Origin of the sequence: Streptomyces sp. NPDC005195 (assembly GCF_040608315.1) — a bacterium.
GTDB lineage: Bacteria > Actinomycetota > Actinomycetes > Streptomycetales > Streptomycetaceae > Streptomyces > Streptomyces kaempferi.
The window spans coordinates 1-3,833 of the sequence record NZ_JBEXHZ010000182.1; the positions used below are offsets into that span (position 1 = coordinate 1).

The 3,833-nt window shown below is 65.7% G+C and carries 5 protein-coding genes and 2 pseudogenes; 2 read left to right on the top strand and 5 right to left on the bottom strand.

Going from position 1 to position 3,833, the window contains the following annotated elements:
* The first annotated feature begins 155 nt into the window (after positions 1 to 155).
* A complete protein-coding gene (locus ABZV34_RS37555) occupies positions 156 to 824 on the top strand; it encodes a toxin glutamine deamidase domain-containing protein (protein ID WP_356287203.1) in 669 nt (222 codons plus the stop codon).
* Between the two features lies 1 nt (position 825).
* Complete coding sequence (locus ABZV34_RS37560; RefSeq protein WP_356287206.1) at positions 826 to 1,089, top strand: hypothetical protein; 264 nt, start codon at positions 826 to 828, stop codon at positions 1,087 to 1,089.
* Positions 1,090 to 1,282: 193 nt separating this feature from the next.
* Here ABZV34_RS37560 and ABZV34_RS37565 read toward each other — a convergent pair whose 3' ends face one another.
* The 5 genes and pseudogenes from ABZV34_RS37565 to ABZV34_RS37585 all read right to left on the bottom strand — a co-directional run.
* Positions 1,283 to 1,672, bottom strand: coding sequence for a hypothetical protein (locus ABZV34_RS37565; RefSeq protein WP_356287209.1), 390 nt, complete (start codon positions 1,670 to 1,672; stop codon positions 1,283 to 1,285).
* Complete coding sequence (locus tag ABZV34_RS37570) at positions 1,669 to 1,920, bottom strand: hypothetical protein (RefSeq protein WP_356287212.1); 252 nt, start codon at positions 1,918 to 1,920, stop codon at positions 1,669 to 1,671. The genes ABZV34_RS37565 and ABZV34_RS37570 overlap by 4 nt, the downstream gene beginning before the upstream one ends.
* A gap of 503 nt (positions 1,921 to 2,423) precedes the next feature.
* Positions 2,424 to 2,669, bottom strand: coding sequence for a DUF2283 domain-containing protein (locus ABZV34_RS37575; protein ID WP_319182176.1), 246 nt, complete (start codon positions 2,667 to 2,669; stop codon positions 2,424 to 2,426).
* Positions 2,670 to 2,737: 68 nt separating this feature from the next.
* Positions 2,738 to 3,283: pseudogene (locus ABZV34_RS37580) on the bottom strand (transposase family protein); the annotation flags it as partial.
* A 68-nt stretch (positions 3,284 to 3,351) separates the two neighbouring features.
* Positions 3,352 to 3,833, bottom strand: a pseudogene (locus ABZV34_RS37585) (MFS transporter); the annotation flags it as partial.

Below are 3,833 nucleotides of genomic sequence, written 5' to 3' on the forward strand. Positions count from 1 at the left end.
GAGCTTCGTTGTCTGCTGAACTGCCGCAGCGAAGGTTCGTCACACCCTTGTGACCAGCAGATTCTCAAATCCGCCAGGACTATGAATCAGCCCTGGTCCCTGTCCCCGGGCCAGTTCCCTACTACGACCCAACGTGGGCGAACGATCCGGCGGTCATGAACTGGGCGAACACTGCCGGCCACGGGTTTGAGAACTTCCTATTCGGCATCGGCCTGCCCTTTACCAACCTTCTGGACATCACAAGTGCGCTGTACACACCCGCCTGCGTGGTGGAAGGTCAGTGCCTGACCGATCGGTACAAGGCCTGGGGCAAGGACCACGGCCTGAGTCCCGACTCCAATGCGGCTGGCGTCGGGGCGGCGATCGGCGCCATCGCAACGGGAAAGCTGCCGAGTGCCCCCGAGGCAGCTGAAAAACCGCGACCTGGTGGCAACCTCAAGGACGTCAACCCGTCAAGATCGACAACCAACTGCTCCAAATGTGCAATGGCCACCGATAACCGACTCCAGGGGATTAACTCGGTGGCGGAAGACGGGGGCATCACTGACGCACGCGCCCTCGAAAAACACTACGGATCGACCTTCAAGGCAACGAGTGGCGGTGATGGCATAGCCGGTGAGCTGCTGCGGAGGGGAGACGGAGCACGCGGTATCGTGTACGGATTCGACACCGACGGTGCCGGAAACATCCCATATCCGGGACATTTCTACAACGCCGTGAACGACGGAGGAAGCGTCAAGTTCCTCGATGGCCAGACGGGCGGGTACGCCGTGCTGGACTGGGAGTACTACGACTTCATGTATACGGGGGGAGGGAAAAAGTAGAGTGCAGCAACAAGACGCGGCTAGCCTTGCCGAGGAATTCGGCAGGTCTAATATTCCCAAGTGGGATGAATGGGGATGTCACATTCTTCCTGCCGACAGGTTGCGCCTGCCCGGCCACCACGTCTTCGTCTACCCACCGAGCGCGGAGAGTGGCGCGCGGCTGGGCGGGAACTGGCCCATCGTCGTCAACCAAAAGACCGGTGAGTGCCGGTTCGTGCGAGGGGTCGACGAGTACAGGAAGCTGAAGGCGGCGCGTCCGCTGTAGCTCCCCGCTACCGACCGCGACCTGCCCGCTGAACTTCGCCGAGACCTCACGCAACCGTCGGGCACGCTCTGAACCATGATTCATGATTCGCGAATCAGGAAACAGATGTCAACTACCCCGTGTATTACGTGTACTTGGGGAGGTGCTGGGATCACATCCACTGGTGAAGTCCGCCTCAACCCGGGCGGATCGCTCAGGGGGAGAGGTCGAGCACCCGGACGCCGGCCTTGTCCCATGCCTTGGGCTGGACGGTGGCGACGCGTGCCCCGTCCAGGCGCTCGGGGCCGGCCATGGCCACGTGGTGAGTGTGGCACCAGCCCAGAGACCGCTCGTGGCCCGAGGCGGCCAGGACGGCGGCGAGATCGAGCGGATGGAAAACCACCTGGTCGAGCATGCCGAGGTGGCCGGCGAGTCCGGCGCGTACCCGGTCTGCTTCAGCGAGTGCGGCCAGAGCTACGTGGATGCGCCAGGCCCCGGTCTCGGCGGCCTGGTACAGAAGGCGGGAGGCCAGGACGTTGCCCGAGCCCAGGGCGAGCAGGGCGCTGTCGTCGAGGACGACATCGACAGGGGCGACAGGGTTCACGCGGCGCTGCCGAGTCGGCGCGCGAGCTCATCGTCTGCTGCGCGGTCCTGTCCGGGATCCGGGGCATAGCCGGAGAGCGTGTGCAGGACTTCGAGGGTCTTCGCGACCTGCTCGTCCCGCTCGCTCTGCGTGAGGGTGTGGGTGGCGAATTCGCCGACGAGCCCCGCGATCGTGGTGTCCTTCTCGGCGGCCAGGATCGCCAGCCGGTCCCGGATGCTGCTCTCGACCTTGATCGTTGTGTGTGCCATGCCTGACAGAATACATCGGGTATACCCGCCCGGGGGAGGTGAATCGGGGTAGCTGCTCGAGCACCATCGGCCGGGGGTGGAGGGGGCGGCTGGTAGGTGTGATGTCGCAAGCGAGTCCGGGCTGCGCGGACACGCAGTGCAGGGGTCGTCTGGGCCTCGCAGGGCATTGTCCGCAGGCTGGTTCCGCGCGGCCTGTACGGGCCGGTGCAGGACTGCCTCGACGGCGTCTTGGGTGACTGACGCGTTCCTGAAGTGTGGCTGCTGCTGTTGTGTCGGTTACAGGCGCTTCGCTGTGCGGTCGCGCAGCAGCAGCCACTGACTCGCGTCGGCGCCGCCTGAGCGCGTGGCCGGTCCGTGCAGCAGCACGGCGTAAGCCGTCCTCTCCGCCTTGCTCGGGGCGGCAGACTGGCCTGGCGCCTCCGGGGTCGGGAATGACCTCGCCATGCCTTTCCAGGCCTTGAGCCTATTCCAACCTGTTCGCCGCGAGCGTGGTGCTCGGCTGGTTACGCACCTTCGGTGTCAAGTCGCTCCGCGGACTGGAGCAGGTACTCGGGCAGTTTCGAACTGGCCGCCAACACCTCGATGCCGATGAGGCGGCCCTGCTCGTCGAAGTCGAGGTTGATCATGCCGTCGACGTCCACTGGATCGCAGGGATACATGCGCGCGGACGTCACGCGGGCCTGCGGTTCGGTGAGGTACACGTACGCTGCGTTGACGGTCTTGTCGTAGGTGACTCTGACGTCTGTCACGGTGAGCGGTCTCCCTTGCTTCGTTGATGGTGGCACTGTCCTTGTGCATGCCTCCGGCTGCAGCGATCTCAGGCTGCCGTGGCGAGGTGCAGGGCCAGGACGGCCTTGACGATGTCGGTGATGCGGGTGGTGCTGCAACGGAGTTTGCGCAGGAGCCGCCAGCTCTTCAGGGTGGCGTTGGCCTGCTCTCCGACGGCTCGGATCCTGGCGTGGGAGGAGTTCACCGCTCGCTTCCCGGCTGGGAGCGTGCTCCAGCGGCCCCGGTAAGGCACCCGGATCGTCCCCTGAGCTCCCTGATATCCCTTGTCGGCCCACGTCCGGATGCCGGCTTGGGTGAGCGCTTCGATGATGCCGTGGGTGCGTGCGGCCTTGATGTCGTGGACGGCACCTGGCAGGGCAGGTGAGGCCCAGAGCAGGCGTCCGAACGCGTCGGCGATGACCTGGACGTTCATGCCGTGGCGCTTGTGTTTGCCGGAGTAGTAGGGGCGGTCGGCAGCAATGCGGTCGATGTGCAGCAGGGTGCCGTCGAGGATCACGAATTCCTTGTTGGCGGCGATGGTCATGGCCTGCTGGAGGGTGGGGGCGAGGGCGGCCAGGACCTCAACCGCCCTCGAGCGATCAGGCATCGTCGTGGGTGGGGCCTTCAGCACCTCGCCGTGAAGCACGGGTTCTGCGACACGCCTCAGGTGATGTGAGCGGGGTGGACGTCATCTTCAACCGGGTCCGGTGCGGCCACAGGGGTGGCTTTGCCGGTGTGCCGGAGCAGGACAGCGATGGCCACAGCGGCCAGTACGGTGGCGCCCGTACCGGTGATGAGAGCCAGGTGCAGTCCGGAGGAGAAGGCGTCGCGAGCCTGTTCGACCAGCGTGGAGTTTCCGGTCTTGGCGCCCACGATGCCGGCAGCCGCGAGCGAGGATCGCGCGGCTTCGGCGGCCGGTTCGGGGAGTCCCTCGACGTTCAGGTTGCTGCGGTAGCCGGCGTTCAGTGCGCTGCCGAGGACGGCGATCCCCAGTGCGCCGCCGAGTTCGCGGGACAGGTCGTTCACCGCGGAGCCTACGTTTTGCAGGGCGGGCGGCAGGGCGTCGGTGATGGCTGCTGTCGCCGGAGTCATGGCCAAGCCCATGCCTGCGCCGAGCGGAATGAGCCCGGCCAGAATCAGCCAGT